Consider the following 17,903-nt stretch of genomic DNA (forward strand, 5'->3'; position numbering starts at 1 on the left):
AAATAAGTTACTTTATTAATTTCCACATGCTATAATTTGAATCTTGAAATTTACTATAAACGGAGGTTATTTCGCGTTATGTCATCCCATGCTGACAACTCATTACTTAAAGACAAACGCCCGTCCGGTTCCAAAAAGGTATGGTTTACGATGCTATTCGTCATCATTGCCATTGTAGGACTTACTTATGTTAAATGGTGGCCTTACTATTTCAAGGCCCTTAAAGCTGCGGCCGAGCACACCATCGGCTCATCCATTCTTACGGGAGATCAGGCTGCCGCACCGGCTCCTTCGTTTCAATCCGCCTGGGATTATGCCGTGGACTATTTCAAATCCGTATGGAAGGCTGCCGTGCTCGGAATCCTGCTCGGGTCCTTGGTTCAAGTCCTGCTTCCCGCAAAATGGCTGCTCAAAGCACTTGGCAAAGCTGGCTTCAAAAGCACAGCCCTTGGCGGAATCGCCTCGCTCCCAGCCATGATGTGCACCTGCTGTGCGGCTCCGATTGCAGTAGGCCTTCGCAAGAAGAATGTGTCTGTCGGCGCGGCCCTGGCCTTCTGGCTCGGCAACCCGGTGCTTAATCCGGCAACCTTAATCTTCATGACCTTTGTGCTGTCATGGAAATTCACATTGATGCGGATCGGATTTGGTTTAATCCTTACTTTCGCAGTGAGCTATTTCGCCGGCAGGCTTGCGGGACAAGCTCCCATTCCTGAACAAGTTCAGGAGGCAGTTGACCAGCCGGACGAGCCATCAGGCTCATTCCTGACCCTCTGGCTTAGAAGTGTGGGGACGCTGCTCCTGACGATCGTGCCCGCTTACCTGATCACCGTTCTTGTGCTCGGTGCAGCACGGGCGTGGATGTTCCCGGCTCTTGGAGCGCATGGGATGAACACGGTTCTGGCCATCGTCATCTTCGCCATTGCCGGTACCTTATTCGTCATCCCGACTGCCGCTGAAATTCCAATTATCGGCACGTTCCTGTCATTCGGCTTCGGTACTGGCGTAGCCGGGGCCTTGCTGATTACTCTCCCGTCTATCAGTCTTCCGTCCCTGCTGATGGTCTACCGGTCATTCCCCCGCAGGGTGGTATGGTTTGTCACCGGTTCCGTTATCGTGTTAGGCCTGCTCTGCGGAGCTATAAGCGCAGTTATCTTATAATTTCAACATGTAAAAAGGCTCCTCACCCACGGGTGAAAGGAGCCTTCTTTGATATAGCCCGACACGATTGGAATCAAGCGTAATAAGAACCCTCGCGCAGGAGGGTTCCCTAAATTTTTTAATGATAAGCACAAAGCTCATCTTATTTGATCAAAGCGTCCAGCGAGTAATCTCCCGCACCGGTTAGCGCGATTCCTATCACTACAGCGATCAGCACCAACGGGTATTCGTAACCGTTCGCGGTCGCCCAAATCCCGTTCTTACCGTGAACCTTAGCAATAGCCCCGAGCATGGTCAATACAATCAGAACAGCTGCCACAGGAGTGAATAAGCCTGCTGCAAGCAGAACTCCTCCAATGAGCTCCATAAGTCCGCCGAGGACAGCCATTGCTACACCTGGTTTCATGCCGATCGACTCCATCCAGCCGGCTGTTCCTTTAATACCATGACCGCCAAACCAACCGAACAGCTTCTGTGCCCCGTGCCCCACAAACAACAATCCTACTACTATACGAATCACCAATATCCCTAATGCCATCATCTTAATCATCCTCCAATATTTTTAAATTAATAATCTTCAATTAAAGATTTATGACAGAGAAAATCCGTTAGCTCAACTAACGTTTCTCCGCCCCTCTACCCAGCTTCTTAAGCAAACGGATCGCTTCCTGCTTCTCATCTGCAGACAGTCCTTCGGTTAAAGCATGAATCGTTGAGGCGTGCTCAGGGAAAATCCGGTCAAACAACTCATTGCCCTCCGCTGTAAGTTCAGCAAAGATAACTCTGCGGTCCTCTTCACAAGGAACCCTGCGGATATACTTCTTCTTCTCCAGCTTATCAATGTTATAAGTAATCGTACCGCTGGTAATCAGAATCTTCTCCGCAATCTGCTGGAGTGGAATTCTGCCCTTCGTGTACAGCACTTCAAGAATCGTAAATTCAGAAGGAGACAAGCCGTACTTCTTCATATCCTTCACCGCCCGGTCCATGACCGCTTTATACGCCTTCGAGAGAACTACGAAGGTCTTCAATGATATGCTCTCTTCATCTCCGATTTCAAAAGCCATGTCCATTCACCTCCTCACAATATTATTCACTGCAACAAATATCTTTAATTAAAGATATTATGGATTTCTTCTTTTGTCAATACCTATTTTCATAAAAACAGCCGCGTGCTGGTTCACGCGGCTTCTTCAGATTATTTTAGGACTGCAAAAGCCTCATAAGGACGGAGCAGCATCGTCTCGGAAGGATGGGTATCGGAATAGACGGCAGCCAGAACCACCCCGTCCGCCAAATCGGTTGTCATCCTGCACGTTACAGGTTCTGAGCTCCAATTAGCGATCAGGGACAGCCTTTTCCCTTTCAGGCAACGCTCATAAGCGAAGATTTGGGCATCTTCAGGTGCAAGCAAATCAAAATTTCCGTGAATCAGGAGCTCATGGACACAGGAATCTTCTCTCAAACTGTCAAGCTGGCGATAGAAGCCGGCCAGAGCACTATCTTCTGTGTCCATTGGGCTGGATATGGAACCGGGATTAGGCCCGGGCATCATGAGCAGAGTCAAGGCCATACATTTTGCGCTCTCATCATGGTACAGTTCATTCATTTGAGCCCTACAACCGAACCTTTCGGCTGCGGGATTCCCCTCCATTCAAGCTGATTGATTGATTCCGGATGAGCTGCTAACAGCCGCTCTCGGCTCTGGTCTTGCCGATGACTTAATGGACAGTACAGCTGCAGCAAGGGCTAACAGCACAAATCCTACTCCGACCCAGGCGTTGTAATACACCGTGGACTTCTCAATTACAATACCTCCGACTGCAGAGCCTAGAGCAATCCCGATATGCAAGGCGGAACTGTTCAGACTCAACTGGATATTAGCCGATTCCGGTGCCGACTTAATCAGATAACTTTGCAAGGATGGAGAGATCGACCAGCTAAGCATGCTCCAAATCATCATGACCAGCATACAAACATACATAGATACCGTGGATATTGGCATTAGAAACATAACTACAGCGAAGATGCTTACGATAGCCAGAATACTCTTTTCCGCTCCAAATTTATCGGTAACCCATCCGCCAATTCCCCCGCCAAATACCGCCGCGATTCCGAATATGAAATAGAAAAGACTCAGTAGTGAAGCATTGATGTGTAAGGTCTCCTGAAGAAACGGAGTTAAATAAGCATATAACGTCAAATGCCCGGTAAGCATCAGTACAGAGATCAGCTGCCCGAAAATGATTTTTCCACTCTTCAGTGATTTCAGCTGCTCCTTAAGTGGAACTGTAGCTGCCGGCGGCGTTTTGGTTATGAAAACTTGAATAGCCACCATCGACAATGCGGACAGAATTGAGATCATCAGGAAAGGCGCACGCCAGCCAAACGCGTTCCCCAGCATCATGCCCAGCGGAACCCCAAGCACCAGCGAGCCGCTTACCCCCATATAAATAATGCCGATAGCTCTGGCTCTATGGCTGGGTTCAGCCATCTGCGAGGCCATGGTTATGGATAAGACCACAATCAGCGAACTACTGGCCGCTGAGAGAACTCTAGCTGCCAACATGACTATAAAATTGGGACTCAGAGTGGATAGAACATTTCCGATAATAAAAACAAGCAGCGCCATTTGATACAGCTTCTTACGCTCTATCTTAGAAGTGGCTGCCAGCAGCAAAGGCCCCGATATCGCGAATATAACCGAGTATAAGGTAATTAATTGGCCCGCCGTGCTTAAGGAGATGCTCAGATCATTTGCGATCAAATCTAAGATGCCTCCTACGATTAGCTCCACGGTGCCAGTTACAAAACAAGCCAGGGCAAGAATGTAAATCTTGAAATTCATATTGCTTATGCTCCTCTCATAGTTGCGATCATCCGTCACTTGGTTACTACCGAAATAGTAACCTATTTCCCGTTTGTCGGCAAGCCTATTTTGAGCAGGCACAAAAAAGGCGGATAGAACTGATCTATCCGCCTTGTAAATCTATCCATATTTTATATGAATCCAACTGGCGCTATCCGCTAATATCTTAATTGCAGCAACTGGGCCATGATTTCCTTGTCCTTGGACAGAACATCCTTGTACTTGGTTGTAATCTTGGTGAGCAGCACGTCATGATAGAAATAGTCTGTAAAAACACGAACAAACGGCTGGGATCTCGTCTTAATCGCCTGCCAGGCCTCATCCTCAACCCCGGCAAAGATGACTTCCAGATCGTCCACAATGAGCAGCCTGAATCTTTCAAGCAAAGTGTGTTCCTCATTAGGCTGCATAGTTACAAGATTAGAGAGGCCGCATTTCAAATCTCCGACCACGAGCGCCTCCACTAAAATCCCTTGGCTTTCCTTTTCTTCCAACAGAGGCAGATACTTCTGGAAGTCATCTTTCCAGGCAGAGAAACGGATAGACTTTCCGGCTTCCATCATCGCCTGCTTCAATTGAGTCTCAATGGAAGTATCGGCTTTCAGACTCCATACATGGTCGTCCACCAGTTCTTTTTTGATTTTGTGCTGCTCCAGCTGCTCAATATCTGTCTGAAACTCGGCAGTCAGCTTCTCAACCACCAGATGGATCGGCAGGGAAGCATACAGCTTTTTTTTCTCAGAAATGGTCTCTAGAACCATCCCTTTCTCTACCATTCTTGAGATAACTTCATAAATCTTCGCCTTCGGCACACCCGAATATTTAACAATCATACTCGCATCAAGCGGTTGTGAACTGGAGGCCAGCGCCTCATATACTTTACTCTCATATTGAGAGAATCCGAACTTTTGCAGCATTGCTTTGACCTCGTTCCATGATTTTTTATTACTGTACCACAAAACGATTGCCCCGTACTATTCACCCCCGGGTAGTCTATACCGCTGAACGATGTTTAGCTTGGGGTGAATAACCAGCCTGCTTCTGGATTAACATAAATATGACTCCACGTAACTTGCCCCATCAGCGTGAGCTTCTTGTGAGACGAACCCTCGGATCGATCCATGTATACAGAATGTCTGCGATCCAATTTGCGATGATAACCACCAGGGATACGATCATAATAATCGCGAGGAGCACCGGAAGATCTCTGTTCTGAGCGGTCCAAACCAGCAGCAAACCAATCCCCTGCCAATTGAAGACGTTCTCAATCACGGCCGAGCCGCCCACCATGACCGGAATATCCATAGCCAGCATAGTCACCATCGGAATAGCCGCGTTCTTAAAGGCATGCTTATAAATAATCCGTTTCTCCGAAGCCCCTTTAGCCCGGGCCGTTAATAGAAACTCAGACGGAAGCACCTCTATCATATTGTTGCGGACAAACCTTAAATAATATGCCAGATTCCCTATGGTAAGTGTGAGGACAGGCAGTATCATGTGGATTAACAAATCCCCCACCTCGCCTTCCTTGGAAGGAGTGTGCATACCGCTGGGAGGCAGCCATAACAAGTCCATGTTAAACAAGTCCATGGCAAAGATCTGCTGTAGCAAATAGCCGAGCACAAAACCGGGAATGCAGAGCCCCGTCAGGCTCAAGAGCAGGGCTGTCCGGTCGGACAAACCATATGGCTTCCTGCTGTTGTAAATCCCCCAGGGTACAGCGATCATGATCGAGAGCAGCCATGCAGTCCCCACCAAGATTAAGCTGTTCTTAACATAACTCCATATGTATTGATCAATCGCATTGCCATTATAATCCTGGCCCAAATAACCGGTAGATAGCCCCTTCAGCCAAAGGATATATTGTATATATATCGGTTGATCAAGGCTATGCAACCGGATCTGTTCCTCCGCATATATATGGTCTGCCAGCTTCATACCCACGAACGTCCAAGGGTTGCCCGGCATCATATGCATAAGCGTAAAGCATAGAAGAGAGACTAGCAGCAACACCACTATCGATTGAAAGGTTCTTCGAACTATATAAATCCACATAAGTCCTTCCCCCTGAATTTGATGATTATTCCAGCTCCTCTTCAGCTTTCCTGATCTTGCTTCTGTGCACGATTAAAGTGATGATCAGCATAATCACACCGATCCACATTCCCATTGGAGCCAGCAGCAGCAGATAATGTGCAAATCCCGTTGTCGTGTTCATCGAGGTGGCGAGAGCTATTCCTGCCATCACGAATGGGAACAGAATTAGAATAACTGAGATCATATACGCTGTCTTTATATTCCGGCTTATGACAATCAACCCCTCGTGATTTGTTTGTAGAATGGTAATTTATTTGGGAACTGAAAATGCCACTGTTGTCCCCTGATCCGGTATGCTGCTGATCTCAAGCCCCCGTCCATAAAGACGTTTCAATCTGCGGTCCGTATTTTGGACTCCGACTCCGCGTCTCCGGGACGTTGAACCGTCCCCTCTAACCGACAGAAGAGTAGCCTGATCCATCCCAACCCCATCATCTTTAATCACAATGGCAACTTCCTGAGGATGCTCAGTAATCCGTATCGTCAGCGTCCCCCCACGGGCACGTTGTAATATTCCATGACGCACCGCATTTTCCGCAAGCGGCTGGATAGAAAGCGGCGGGATCTCCACGCTGAGCGGCTCAGGCACTTCCCAGACCACTTTCAGCCTGCTGCCGAAGCGTTCCTGCTCAATATACAGATATGACCGAAGCAACTGGAGTTCATGCGAGATGGGAACCAGGCGCTGCAGGTTCCTCGCATCAAAGCTGGTTCTAAGGTAATTTCCGAACTCTTCCAGGAGAATCACCATTCTTGACGTATCTGTCTCACTTAAAGAGGCGATAGAATTTAGGGTGTTAAACAAGAAGTGCGGTTGAATCTGGGCTTGCAGCCATGCCGCTTCCATGCGCAGTCTTTCGCTGATCGATTCTTTAAGATCAATCAAAGCCTTAACCCTGGATTTCAATTCAATCCCACCGACAGGCTTGGTCAGGTAATCATTCGCCCCTGATAGAAATCCGGCCTGTATGTCCTCCTGCTGGCTTCGTGCGGTTAATAGAAGAACAGGAAGCTCTGAGAGAGAAAATTGACGGCGAATAGTCCGGGTCAACTCATACCCTGACATCTGAGGCATCATCACATCTGAGATAACCAGGTCCCATTCTCCTTGTTCGAGATGATCCAAGGCTTCTTTGCCGCTGGTGGCCGTAACAAGCTGATAATCCTCTCCACCTAAAATACTGCCCAGAACCTTCAGGTTAATCGGGTCATCATCAACCGCCAGAATTCGGTGACGGGCTCTCGTCTCCGCTGTAACGGCGGCTTCTTGCTCAGCCAGAACTGAGCCTATTGCCCCTTCATCTGAATCCCATGGCTCGAACTCGGAATCCATACTCACATCTGACCCCAGCCGGTTCTCTGATCGGCTGAAATCCGCACGAAGGGAAAAGGCAATTTCACATGCATCCGCCTCCCCGGTAATCACCTTAAATGTGCCGCCGTGAAGTTCGATTAATTGGCGGCAAATGTTCATTCTGAGCTGCTGATCGTTGTTTAATTCCGCCCCGGCAGAGCACTTTATTTCCTCCCAATCCGCAGCGGGCGAATAAATTCGAAACGCGGCCATTCCCTCTCGAACGCTGCCCTCCAGCACTATAGCTCCTTGTTGTGTCACTCTCAGAGCTTCCTGAAGCAGATTGAAAATAATCTGAACCAACCGGTTCTCATCTGCGATCACGTAAGGAAACTGATCCGGTATGCGAAGCTGCACATCAACGGGGCTGCTGTTACTGGCAACCCGGAGCATATCTATAACTCCCGAGGCCGCAGCCGAGAAGCTGATGCTTTTCTTAACCAGATGAAGCTCTTGTTCTTTGAGCCGCGCGGCATCCAGCAGATCGTCCAGCTGAAGTGACATCCTCTGTCCGACCTGGATCAGCAGGTCCATTCGATTCTTATGTTCCGGGCCGAGCTCACTATGAGCCTCACTCCGGACGGCCTGTGCCATATTCAGCATCCCGTGAAGCGGATTGCGGAGCTCATGGGAGGTGTTGGCAAGGAAATCGTCCTTGATCTTGTCTGCTTTCTGGAGTTGTTCCGCCAGCTGCTCCGCCTGCTTGTTCATTTGGGCAAAGCGCACAAACCAGAAGCTGGCAAGACCCAGGAAGGCAATAATCAGATCAAATGGATAGAACAGCTGATCCGGCCAAAAGATGCCTTTGAGTGTGCCCCATACCCTGTTGGCGGAAACAGCGGCCACAGATAACAGCAGGAAGACCGCGGTAATCTCTCTCCGGTAAATAGCCGTAACCATCAGCCTGATCTCCGTAATGACCGTGACAATCATAACACTCCTCAAAATAAAAGAAGCCGCCTGCTTGATCCATTCCATTGGAACCAGAACAATCACGATGGTGAATAACACATTTACCCAGGCGTATCCGCGTGTAAACCAGCTGGTTCTCGTGCCTGTAAATGTCTTAACCCAGAAAAATAACGACACACCACACGCCATGTAGGCTAGCACTCTCAGTCTTGTAGACCATTCCAGTCCAATGGGGACCCACTGCAGCAGAAGCTTATCATCATCCATGAGAACCGCAAGCAGCACAGTAACCACAATACCTACGAAATAGAACAGCTCCTTACCGCGTACTCCAAGATAGTACAAAATAGCCGCGTAAATACCATGTAGGGCAATTACAATACATACAATGAATTGTAGATTTTCCGAGAAAAAGGCTTCCCGAGTTACCGCTGTATCGGTACCAAATCTAAGAGACTGAATAATCCCTCCTGAAGTAGGAAGGTCAAAATTGGAGACATGGATCAGAATCTCAACTTCAGGTTTATCACTGCGAAAGAAGACGGAGTAGGGCACATTTCTTGCCTTGCTCTCTTCTTTAGTTACTGAAGGACGGCCCATGACCCCAAGCTCTTGTCCGTTCACGTATAATCTGGAAGCTGTTTGAATGTTTGGGACTCGTATTCCGTACATCTGCTCCGAAGGATCAAGAAGAACAGTAAGCCGGTAGGTTCCGAAGCCAATAGAACTGCCCGTACCTGTAACATGATCCCATATCCCTGGCACAACCGCTGTGACCGGCTTGGGCTTATGCTGATAAGTTCCCGGCGCAAGAAATGTATTCGGATAGAACTCCCATTCCCCATTCAAGGTGATGGTATTACTATCGTCGAACTGCCAGCCGCGCAGGTCAACAACACCTGACAAGGGTTCCGGGTGATCAGGAACCCTCAGCTCATAATTCCACAGCAGCCGTATTCCCGTCAGTATAAGAAGAAATACAGCAGTGAGCAGAATTAGTTTTCTTTTGGGAAGCAATTTAGTTGAAGTCAGCAATCTGGAACCATCCTTTTATGTTATGAGAGAACGCCTTGAAGTAAGCGAACTTCTATCCAAGAGGCAGGGTAAATGTAAACACTGAGCCTTTACCGGGACTGGATCTCACGGTAATTTCCCCACCATGAAGGTGAACCAGCTGTCTGCAAATGCTAAGCCCAAGTCCCAAGCCTCCTAGAGCCGCAGTACTAATTGAATCTCCTTGCTCATAAGGAAGAAATATAATCTGTTGGATATCCTCATCTATGCCTATACCGGAGTCTTCAACATGAATCCGAACCATGCTGTCTTCTACGTCCGCATAGACCATAATCAGTCCTTCATTCGTAAATTTAAGGGCATTGTGCACCAAATTGAACAAAATTTGGACCAGTCTGTTCTCATCGGCATCCACATGAGGGAAGTCTGCAGGAATCCCTTGAACAAATTCCACCTTCTTGCCCTCGTTCATAAACCTGAGCATATCAAATACACTGGTCACGACCGGGGAAAGGGACAGACTTTTCCGGCTGAGGCGAATCTCCTGGGCATTAAGCCGCTTGATATCCAGCAGATCACCAAGCATTAGGGACATGCGCTGTCCTACCTGAATCATCAGCTCCAGATCTCCCCGGCTTCTTGCACTCATCACTGTCCCCCGTTCTTCGAGAATGGACCCGGCCATCCCGATCATCCCCTGCAGTGGGGCCTGTAGCTCTAAGGAAGTAATGGTAAGATAATCGTCCTTTTGCTTATCCGCCTCTCTCAGCTGCCGAGTCCAGCTTTGAGTCTGTTCATGAGCCTGGAAAAAGCGGATAAACCAGAATCCTGCAAAACCGAGATAAGCAAAAATAATGTCAAAAGGATAATAAGGCATTTGATGCCAGAACACATATTTTACAACCGTCCAAAAGATGAAGGAAGCTATGCTCACAGCTGTGAGCAGCAGGAATACCCCGGCATCCTTCTGTTTGCTTACAAATTGAAAGATTAGATAAATGACACGAATGATATTAATGACCATAAGCAGCCTAAAGAAATTAGCGAGCCACAGGAATACCACGAGAGGCAGGAAAGGTATAAGAATAACAGCAGCCACGCTTATATAGATAACCCACTTCCATACGCTGGCCTGCGCTGCGGTGGGCAGCAGCTGTTTGAATCCTATTCCTAGGAAAGCCGTACCGCTCAAGTAAGCAATCACACTCAGCTTTAATGACCACTCCAGGGTTAGGGGCATCCAAATAAGCAGCCACCTGCTGCCATCGACCAGATCGGACAACACCAGGGAAAGAATGGCCAGGGACATGAACAGATGTGTCTGGCTGCGTATACCAATTAAGCTTAGGATTCCGGCATAAAGCACATGAAGAATGAGTATGGTGTATACTGCAATCTGCATTCTCGCATAGAATTGTTGTTCATGCTTTACTGCTGATTCGGTGCCAAACCGGACAGACTCCACAATCCCCCCACTGTCCGGGTAATCAAAATTGGATACCTGAACTATAATTTCAATCTCCTGCTGATCAGGGATAAAACTTACCGTATAGGGATAATTCCGGGGTAGGCTCTCCGAAAGCTCACTAGCTGGATGTCCTGCTTCTTTCAGAAGCTCTCCATTTACATAGATCCTGGCCGCGGTCTGAATGCTGTTGATCTTCAGTGAATAAGGCTCTTTGATACGGCTAACCCACACTTTCATCCGGTAGGTAGCATAGCCGTAAGATGATGTGGAGCGAATGGACTGGTTCCACGGGGTAGGTACGGAAATGTAGCCAGGGGCCGGCTTGACCTCGGTCCCGCCTTCTGGGCCCCCGGGCTGTATCCACTTGCCGGGATAGAATTCCCACTCCCCATCAAGAGGGATAGATTTGTTATCCGGCAGGCTCCACCCTCTGAGATCCAAGCTCCCTCTCTCCACACTAGGATGGGCAGGCGGCTCATTCACCTCAAACCAAATCAGCCTTAGTCCTGTTAATACAAAAAGAAATATAAAGGTAATAAAAATTAGTTTGTGTTTAATAATCATGTTCTTCAGTTTCGACAAAATTTAGTGAATTCCTTTGAAGAACACGAAATTATTTAGAATGGCCTATTCATCCTCCTTCGCCTGGACAATGAGGCGATGAGTAGGATTAATGAGCGGGTCACATGTAATCAGAGTAAGCAGCTTCTCTTGTCCCACCGGGTCAAGCACGGAGACTTCCGTTGGCAGCACGATCCATTTTTTATACACCGTGTATGTAAAGACTTTGCCACCAGACTTGATTACGACCTTATCCCCTTTGCTCACCTCATTAAGACGGTTGAACAGGCGGCCGGCCTTGTGCGCCCGATGAGCCGCAATAGCCGCATTGCCTGGCTCTCCGAACCAGGAGGTTTCCGGCAAATGTACGGCGGCATGGCTCATATTCTCTTTGGTAGCCCCTTCAAGAATAGGGAGCTTAACATCAATAGAATCTATCGTGATCGTTCCGATTAGATGTTCGTCTTCACTGTAAGATGAATCATCTGCCTGCCCTGCAGACGGGTCACTGCCCTGTCCATTCTCCCCTTCATTTAATAAGCGTGAGACCTTTTCCAAACTGCTGGCTTTGCTTGTCTTCAATACAGCTGGCCGATGCTCCTTGTTGTATTCCTGGCTCTCAGCCTGCTTAAGCAGTTCATCCTGTTCCATATCGGCCCGCCATTCTATGATTTTGGGAGTCAAGAGAATGACAATCCCCAGCAGAATAACCACATATGATAACTTTCGCATAATTAAATAACTCCTTCATGAATCATTTGCTGTGTATGCTGAACAAATGATTGTACGGATGAAGACACCCGCCAATCTCCTGATCTTTCTTTAGTTCAACTTATATGTATTAAAATACAACTTGTATCTAAACAAATTCTCGACTTCCTTCATAACCTTCTTTAACACCTTCATCATTCTAGCAAAAAAAGACCCGAGAAAGGTCTCTTTCCCAGGTCTTTGTCAGTTAAAACTTGTCAGCGCGCTTTAAACGCATCCACAAACCGATTAATACGAGTGATAGTCCGGCCATATAAACCGGCCAATCACTTTCTTCACCCGTTTTTGGGAGCATAGGCGCATTTGAATGGTTAGGGTTGCCTTTGGATTTATCCTTGGCTTTGTCACCATCTACACCTCCGAGCGGATTGCCGTTCTCATCCAGATCCACTTCTTTAGGATCCTTCTTGCCCGGCTGCGGCTTGGTTGGCTTTTTGCCACCCGGTGTTGTAGTCGATGGCTTGCCTGGCTCCTCGACTCCAGGTCCGGTGATGATTGGCGGAGTTACTGGAGGTGTTACCGGCGGTGTCACTGGTGGAGTCACCGGCGGCGTTACCGGAGGTGTTACCGGAGGTGTTACCGGTGGTGTTACTGGTGGTGTTACTGGTGGTGTTACCGGTGGGTCCACTGGCGTTACTGGCGGTGTCACCGGTGGTGTTACTGGCTTTTTGCTGTTTGTAACCGTAATCTTCTTAACGTTAGCCTCCTGCTTGATCGTGGAGTCAATCTTAATATTAAGTTTGGCTTGGTCCGCGACATATCCGGCAGGTGCTTCCAGCTCTTCTAATACATAATCATCGTACAAGAGCTTACTGAACAGGATTTTACCTTCGGCATCCGTTGTTTTGATGATCTCCGGTCTTTTCTTGGCGGCATCATACAGAACAAATTTGGCGCCTTCCAGCACTTTGGTTGGATCATTCTTGTCCACCTTGGTGATTTCAATGCTTCCTCTCTCCCCGACACCGGAGCCGGAGCCGGAAGATGTACGCACCTCAATCTCCTTGCTGGTCTTGTTGGATTCAACCTTGAACCCGTCGCCCTCAAAGCTTACGGTATTCTGAACCTTCTCCCGGTCAGCGGAAACCGCAATCTGGGATGAATATTCCAAAATGTATGCTGTTGAGATCTCTTTCTTAAACGCCAGGACAAACGACTGCTGGTCCTTGGCATCGGTTGTAATTACAAGAGTGTAATCCACGTCTTTTTTCAGTTCATCCGAACGGGTCAGTGCCCCGTTTGGCGCAACCTTGGTAGCATAAAGCTTGAAGGAGGCCTCATCCAAAATTTGATTGGCGCTTGGTGTATCAATGATTTTGGCATTCGTAACATAAGATTGGCCTTCATTGATTTTGATTTGCCAGTTGATCTTGCTTCCGTCCTGAGCACCAGTCTTACTTACATACACGCCGCCTTGAGGAATATTTACCTTAGCTCCCCACTTGTAAGCCGGAGCCCCATCGCTGGTAAGATCAGCCTCATTGCTGATTTCGCGATCTAGGCGTGCAGCATCAAAGGTTGTTTTGAAAGTGACCAAGTAAGCTGAATCGATATCTCCCAATTCCACTTTCAGCTCATTGTCATTTTCGGCAGTTGGAGCTATAACCTTGTATTTGCTGCTGTCGACTTCACTGCCCTTTGTAATGCTTCCGTTTGCATTAATGGTCAATTCATAGACCTTCACGGAATCTTTAACGATAGTTTGTCCTTGAAGCAGCTTGTCTGAAATTACCGCGTTCTTCAAGTCTTTACGGTTGTAGTTCGCCGTAATATCCCAAGTAATTTCTTTTTTGCTTGCATCATAGGAACCGCTCTTGGAACCATTATTGGTCGTCTGAGCATTTGGCTTGAAATCAGCAACCACAGTGACAGGATCCTTGAGGGTACTTTCTACCCAATTGATCAGAGCCTGGTTGCGGTACACATTCTTGCCTGCAGCAAACCAATCACTGCTGTACTTGGTCTCATAGGTAATGGTCAGCTTGTCGGCAACCTTGTCCTTGAATGTAAGTACAAAACCTTCCGTTGGCTTATCTGCACTAACGGTATAATTATCTGCTGGATAATCATTCCCATCTGAAGATTTAATCTTCAAGGAACCCGGAACAAATTCCAACCCGCCATTCGGGAATGAATCGGTAATGGTTAACCCGGTCATCGCCGCTTTGTCTTCATTCACTACAATCGTCCACTTGGCGGTTTGAGCCTTGTAATCGACACCGCTATTCCACTTCTTGCCGATAAGGCTCACCAGGGTTTCCTTACCCGTGGCTGAAGTGTTACCCACTGTAGTGACATTGTTGGTTACCGGAGTATTTTCATACACCCGTTCCTTGGCTTTGGTTTTGTAGGTAATCACGTAGCCCACATTTACATCCTTGGTGAATTCAAGATCGAATCCGGCTTTGTTGTCCTTCTCGTCGACTGGAGTTAATTTATAGTCATCATTCTCTTTAAGAACGTTACCGGAATTTCTTTCTTTAACTTCCAAGGAGCCAGGAACGAATTCAACAACACTGTCAAACCGGTCAACGAGTTTGGCATCCGCTTGCGCAATTTTCTTCTCGTTAAAGTTGTAGTTGATTGTCCAAGTGATGGTCTGACTCTCTTTATCATAGGAAGCTTCCTTCGTCAGAGGCTTCTCACGTGGAATATTCACACTTGCTGATGCCTGTTCCTTATCATTCAAGACAACTGTGTTTGTAAAGTTAGTTTCGGTCTCCCCTACAACATCTGTCGCATATTGGAGCTGATAGGCTGATTTAATTGAACCCGATTTAAAGCTCAGCTTGAACGAAGAACCGTCATTCTCAGATTCAAAGATATAACTGGCCGGATCAACAAGATCGCCAAGTGTGGAGCCGCCATCCATGTTCACCTTAAGGTTATAAACCTTAAATGATGCCGCATCCAGCTTAAGTCCGTCCGGAGTCTTGTCAGTAATCACCGCATTGTCGATTTTGTTAAGCACGGTATTCACATTGACCGTCCAGTTAATCTTCTTCGAACCTTCTGGCTGACCCTTCTTATCAAGCACCTTGCCGCCTACCGGTTTGAAGAAGACAATGGCAACCTGATCCCCGCCCTTAATCGGGAACGGAATCTTCACCTCGGTGTCTTCAGTGATGGTGTCTTTGTTGAACTCCGTGGCAATTTTCAATGTGCCGCTGACATTGGAGTTTCCCTCGACGAAATCATTGAAATTAACCGTCACTTTATTCGTTTTAGAATCAACATGAAACGTTCCTGCCTCGTCCAAGCTGCCTGAAATGTCATTATAGAGCTTGAACTCCTTCGGAATGGTGAACTCGAAGGTATCCCCATTCTTATAACCATGATTATTCTCTAATGCCCAGTTGTACTCGATGGTCACGGCAGAGCCGACTTCCGTACGGCCTTCCCGGTCAGGATTGTACACGGCGTCAATAACCGTACCCTCTTTATCCTTCAGTACAACTTTAGTGAGAATGTTAGCCTTTTCCGCCACGGCCGGCTTGTCAGCGGTTGAATCCACCGCATCCGGTTTGTCAGCCGTAGAATCCACCACAGCATCTGGAGCGGCTGTCCCGGTTGTTCCAGTCCCCTGATCCCCTGCTGCTGTTATGTTCTCTGGAAGTGCTGCCGCATCTGCGCTGACTGAAGCAACAGCCGGCCCAAACAGGCTATGTATCAGGAGGATTAATGCAAAAATGACTACAGATATTCTTTTTTTCATGCTTTTTTACCATTTCTCCCTATCTATTAATTTGTTGTTAATTTTAAAAGCTCTTTCACCTCCAGCAATTAGATACAAAATCGACAACTACAATAGTAGAACAAGCAACTTAACAATTTCTCTACAATCATCCGGAAACCGGGCCAGCCTAAGACAGCTTGGCGGCTATTTCACCCGATCCCCAATACGAACCGGATCAGCTTCCCTGGCGTGAGAGGTAGATGGGGAATCGTCATCCACAGTATAGAATGACTTGAATTTCTTGCGCTTGGCGGCCTTAATGAGCCAATTGAGGAACTCATGCATATTCCGGTCCAGATCTTCCTCAACCCGTCCCCCCAGCATGCGGTAATATTTGATTTGCAGCACACTGGCCCCATTCCAGTCGAAGTAGAATATGCTCTCGTCCTGCTTGTGCTTTAAGCGAAACTGATAGTTATCTCCCGCAAGCAGGTAAGTATCAGAATTGAAAAAGAATTCCGGTCCCTCAGGTGTCGCCACAACTCCCAGCATATTCCCCTGAAAGTTAATATAAAATCCTCTCTGATATTGAACATCCGGTTCTTTGGCAATATTGATTTCACGAAGTGAAGCGAGTTCCAGCCCCTTGAATCCGAAAGGGGGTGAAATCCGAAAATTTCTTATAATTCTCAACGTTTATCCCTCCGGTATACCCTACTCGTTCTCCCACCGTAAGGATTATAAAGAAAGAAACTATACAATTTCTGGACAAAGCAAAAAAACCACCGGTTATCCGGTGGCTAACTGTATATGTAAAACGCTATTATGACCGTAAAAGACCCGCTTCCCATTCCCGGTACCAGTTCTGAATGGACTGCCCCGGTTGTTCATTCAATTCTTCAGCTAATATCGTCTCTAAAGTTTCATACTGTCTGCGTACCATCATGGCATTCTCCATTTCCGCATACAGCCGCATCAGCGCAAAATGAGCCTTCTCCTCTTGAGGGTGCAGCCCGCAAATCTCTGTGTAAAGCGCCACGGCCTTGCCCGTGTCCCCTTGCGAACTGTACCATTCAGCCAGAGCATAAGAAGCCGAGAGCCATAAAGCTTTGTATCTCTGTCGCTCACTTTCCGCCCACCAGTAATCATACTGCTGCAAGTAATCCCCTGTATACAGCTTTAAGATTTCAATATGATCATCAATTGTATCCGCGCTAAGTGGAGTGCTCTCCTGCAGCCTGTTCTCCCATTCTTCCACATCAATCATAACCTGACTTAGTGTGAGCAGGTAACCCTCGGTTGTATTGGAGATTTGAAAGCAGGTGCCGTAAGGCTCCAGCGTTTTGCGGATATGGTAAACAGCTGTATACAGCTGGGCATATACCTTGTCCGGATCGTACTCCGGCCACAGCAGATCAATCAGAGTTGATTTCCGAACCAGCTGACCCCGGTGCTGAATTAAATATAGAAACAGCTCCTGGGCTTTGGTGGTCCGCCAATGAAGCAATGCAGGTTGACCCGGCTGCACTTCAATAGATACCTGCCGAAGAAGGTTTAATTTTAGCGGTGTATCGGAATCGGAGTGACTGGTCACATCCGGCTTCAATTTCAAAAGCCCGTCGATTCTGGCCAAGGTCTTGGATAAACGCTCGGCACGAACGGGTTTAACAATATAATCAAGCGCATTGATTTCAAAAGCTTTAACTGCATATTCGTTATATGCTGTAACGAACACAATATGTATATCTGGCTTGCTCTCCAGCAGCTGCTCAGCCAGTTCCAATCCGCTGATTTCCGGAAGGCTGATGTCCAGAAAAATAACTTGTACATCCCTCTTTAGAATCTCTTCCTTGGCCGTATAAGGGTCGGTATAAGCTCCCACAACCTCAACTTGAATCAGCTTCTTCAGCTGCCGTTCCAGGTAATCTAAGGCCAACTGCTCATCATCCACCAGGATCACTTTCATATTCTTACTCCTTAGACATCATAATCAGTACTTCTCCCAACGAGCCTAGAATAACAT

At 47.5% G+C, this 17,903-nt stretch carries 14 protein-coding genes; 1 reads left to right on the plus strand and 13 read right to left on the minus strand.

Features of this window, described 5'->3' with window-relative positions; all coding sequences use genetic code 11:
• Window positions 1-78: 78 nt before the first annotated feature.
• On the plus strand, window positions 79-1,158 hold the full coding sequence (locus BN6628_RS14210) for a permease (protein WP_068618493.1): 1,080 nt from the start codon (window positions 79-81) through the stop codon (window positions 1,156-1,158).
• Window positions 1,159-1,300: 142 nt separating this feature from the next.
• Here the strand turns inward: BN6628_RS14210 and BN6628_RS14215 are convergent, their stop codons facing one another.
• The 13 genes from BN6628_RS14215 to BN6628_RS14275 form a co-directional block, all read right to left on the minus strand.
• A complete protein-coding gene (locus tag BN6628_RS14215; RefSeq protein WP_068618495.1) occupies window positions 1,301-1,699 on the minus strand; it encodes a DoxX family protein in 399 nt (132 codons plus the stop codon).
• A 76-nt stretch (window positions 1,700-1,775) separates the two neighbouring features.
• Window positions 1,776-2,225: a MarR family winged helix-turn-helix transcriptional regulator gene (locus BN6628_RS14220; protein ID WP_068618497.1), complete on the minus strand. Its 450-nt coding sequence runs from the start codon at window positions 2,223-2,225 to the stop codon at window positions 1,776-1,778.
• Between the two features lie 131 nt (window positions 2,226-2,356).
• On the minus strand, window positions 2,357-2,767 hold the full coding sequence (locus BN6628_RS14225) for a hypothetical protein (RefSeq protein WP_148449281.1): 411 nt from the start codon (window positions 2,765-2,767) through the stop codon (window positions 2,357-2,359).
• A 45-nt stretch (window positions 2,768-2,812) separates the two neighbouring features.
• The gene (locus BN6628_RS14230; RefSeq protein WP_082926915.1) at window positions 2,813-4,006 is read right to left on the minus strand and encodes an MFS transporter; all 1,194 of its coding nucleotides are present in this window, start codon (window positions 4,004-4,006) and stop codon (window positions 2,813-2,815) included.
• Window positions 4,007-4,185: 179 nt separating this feature from the next.
• The gene (locus BN6628_RS14235) at window positions 4,186-4,944 is read right to left on the minus strand and encodes a TrmB family transcriptional regulator (RefSeq protein WP_068618500.1); all 759 of its coding nucleotides are present in this window, start codon (window positions 4,942-4,944) and stop codon (window positions 4,186-4,188) included.
• Between the two features lie 163 nt (window positions 4,945-5,107).
• Window positions 5,108-6,082, minus strand: coding sequence for an ABC transporter permease (locus BN6628_RS14240; protein WP_068618502.1), 975 nt, complete (start codon window positions 6,080-6,082; stop codon window positions 5,108-5,110).
• 25 nt (window positions 6,083-6,107) lie between these two features.
• The gene (locus BN6628_RS14245) at window positions 6,108-6,308 is read right to left on the minus strand and encodes a hypothetical protein (protein ID WP_148449282.1); all 201 of its coding nucleotides are present in this window, start codon (window positions 6,306-6,308) and stop codon (window positions 6,108-6,110) included.
• Window positions 6,309-6,374: 66 nt separating this feature from the next.
• Complete coding sequence (locus BN6628_RS14250) at window positions 6,375-9,425, minus strand: response regulator (protein WP_235847646.1); 3,051 nt, start codon at window positions 9,423-9,425, stop codon at window positions 6,375-6,377.
• A 52-nt stretch (window positions 9,426-9,477) separates the two neighbouring features.
• Window positions 9,478-11,313 (minus strand): sensor histidine kinase, encoded by a 1,836-nt coding sequence (locus BN6628_RS14255; RefSeq protein WP_157692477.1) that lies wholly within the window; start codon window positions 11,311-11,313, stop codon window positions 9,478-9,480.
• A gap of 186 nt (window positions 11,314-11,499) precedes the next feature.
• Window positions 11,500-12,165, minus strand: a complete 666-nt coding sequence (locus BN6628_RS14260) for a class D sortase (protein WP_068618507.1) — start codon at window positions 12,163-12,165, stop codon at window positions 11,500-11,502.
• A gap of 226 nt (window positions 12,166-12,391) precedes the next feature.
• On the minus strand, window positions 12,392-15,919 hold the full coding sequence (locus BN6628_RS14265) for an LPXTG cell wall anchor domain-containing protein (protein WP_068618509.1): 3,528 nt from the start codon (window positions 15,917-15,919) through the stop codon (window positions 12,392-12,394).
• Between the two features lie 165 nt (window positions 15,920-16,084).
• The gene (locus tag BN6628_RS14270) at window positions 16,085-16,573 is read right to left on the minus strand and encodes a hypothetical protein (RefSeq protein WP_068618510.1); all 489 of its coding nucleotides are present in this window, start codon (window positions 16,571-16,573) and stop codon (window positions 16,085-16,087) included.
• A 130-nt stretch (window positions 16,574-16,703) separates the two neighbouring features.
• A complete protein-coding gene (locus tag BN6628_RS14275; RefSeq protein ID WP_068618513.1) occupies window positions 16,704-17,846 on the minus strand; it encodes a response regulator in 1,143 nt (380 codons plus the stop codon).
• Window positions 17,847-17,903 lie beyond the last annotated feature (57 nt).

Source organism: Paenibacillus tuaregi (assembly GCF_900086655.1).
GTDB lineage: Bacteria > Bacillota > Bacilli > Paenibacillales > Paenibacillaceae > Fontibacillus > Fontibacillus tuaregi.

Coding starts and splice junctions, on each gene's coding strand:
- BN6628_RS14210 (WP_068618493.1), top strand. CDS start 79: ATGTCATCCCATGCTGACAACTCATTACTTAAAGACAAACGCCCGTCC.
- BN6628_RS14215 (WP_068618495.1), bottom strand. CDS start 1,699: ATGATGGCATTAGGGATATTGGTGATTCGTATAGTAGTAGGATTGTTG.
- BN6628_RS14220 (WP_068618497.1), bottom strand. CDS start 2,225: ATGGCTTTTGAAATCGGAGATGAAGAGAGCATATCATTGAAGACCTTC.
- BN6628_RS14225 (WP_148449281.1), bottom strand. CDS start 2,767: ATGAATGAACTGTACCATGATGAGAGCGCAAAATGTATGGCCTTGACT.
- BN6628_RS14230 (WP_082926915.1), bottom strand. CDS start 4,006: ATGAATTTCAAGATTTACATTCTTGCCCTGGCTTGTTTTGTAACTGGC.
- BN6628_RS14235 (WP_068618500.1), bottom strand. CDS start 4,944: ATGCTGCAAAAGTTCGGATTCTCTCAATATGAGAGTAAAGTATATGAG.
- BN6628_RS14240 (WP_068618502.1), bottom strand. CDS start 6,082: ATGTGGATTTATATAGTTCGAAGAACCTTTCAATCGATAGTGGTGTTG.
- BN6628_RS14245 (WP_148449282.1), bottom strand. CDS start 6,308: ATGATCTCAGTTATTCTAATTCTGTTCCCATTCGTGATGGCAGGAATA.
- BN6628_RS14260 (WP_068618507.1), bottom strand. CDS start 12,165: ATGCGAAAGTTATCATATGTGGTTATTCTGCTGGGGATTGTCATTCTC.
- BN6628_RS14265 (WP_068618509.1), bottom strand. CDS start 15,919: ATGAAAAAAAGAATATCTGTAGTCATTTTTGCATTAATCCTCCTGATA.
- BN6628_RS14275 (WP_068618513.1), bottom strand. CDS start 17,846: ATGAAAGTGATCCTGGTGGATGATGAGCAGTTGGCCTTAGATTACCTG.